At 29.5% G+C, this 1,100-nt stretch carries 1 protein-coding gene; it reads right to left on the minus strand.

Annotated features, from left to right (window positions below; translation table 11 throughout):
• Nucleotides 1-111: 111 nt before the first annotated feature.
• Entirely contained in the window at nucleotides 112-951 is an 840-nt protein-coding gene (locus JM172_RS24470; RefSeq protein WP_214484979.1) for a nuclease-related domain-containing protein, read from the minus strand.
• Nucleotides 952-1,100: the final 149 nt, after the last annotated feature.

A 1,100-nucleotide genomic window follows, 5' to 3' on the forward strand; every position in this document is an offset into this window, starting at 1 on the left:
AAGCGCCATATTGCGGAAGATCATTGTTACTTCTATTATGATTTTTCTGAATTAGAAAGACCACTTAAGTGGAATATCAGGAGTCTAATCGATCCTTGACTTATTATTTACTTACCTTATTCTAACTTCTTTTTGATGCTCAAAACAGTAAATTTTCCCTTTGAACTTTTTGTTGGATAAACAATAAGACTTCACCTTATCTGAGACTGGTTTATTGCACATACTGCATTTTTCTTGACCTAGATCGTTTTGTACGCCTTTTTCTGTTTTATCATTGTATTTTAACGCATAAATGTGTTTTTCTCTAATCATTGAGTCTGTAATATTTTCTTTATAAAAGGAATTAAATATATTGGTAATGTCAGCTTCTGAAAGTAACGGTTCTTCATGTTCAATTTGAAGTACCGAGATTTTCCGGTTTATAAATTCAGACAACTCAATGTCATAGACTATTAAGTTATCTGAAGATATTTTTCTTAGGTCTAATTCATCTAACTTAAAAGTACATCGTTTCGTGAAGGATACCATTGAGATAAATAAGTGGTGGTACTTTTTGTCAATGATACTTTTCAATGCTTGAATGTGACCATAGTTTTGAATAAAAGGGTTCATCATATTAAATTTTCCATTTACTGACCATGTTTTTCGAGCTTTACCACCATAAATAGTTCCTTGATAATTTTTTGTTTCAATAACAAAAATTCCATAGGGCGTGATTACGATATGATCAACTTGAGAGAAACCTGATTTGGCTTTTGAATTTTCAACTAATAAATCATTTAGATGTTTATACTCTTTAGGAAGCTGTTCTAACTGAATTTCTATTTTATACTCCCCTAACTCTCCCTTTCTAATTGCCTTCAAACCTTTTTGTTTTGTTGTATCTGAAGAATTAGCTGATTTTGTGCTTTTATCTCTATTCTTTTTAAAAAAGCTTAAAAATAGTATCATTTTTTCCTCCATTAATTCCCTAATTTCTAATTATAATTTTATCTTTTTTTGCTACTATTTTCTATTATATTGAAATTCAAATTAAAGAGTTGCTAATAATAAAAGAAAGAAAAGACCCCTTTCCTCAAGAAAGGCGCCATATTGTTGAA

Source organism: Bacillus sp. SM2101 (assembly GCF_018588585.1).
Lineage (GTDB): Bacteria > Bacillota > Bacilli > Bacillales > SM2101 > Nanhaiella > Nanhaiella sioensis.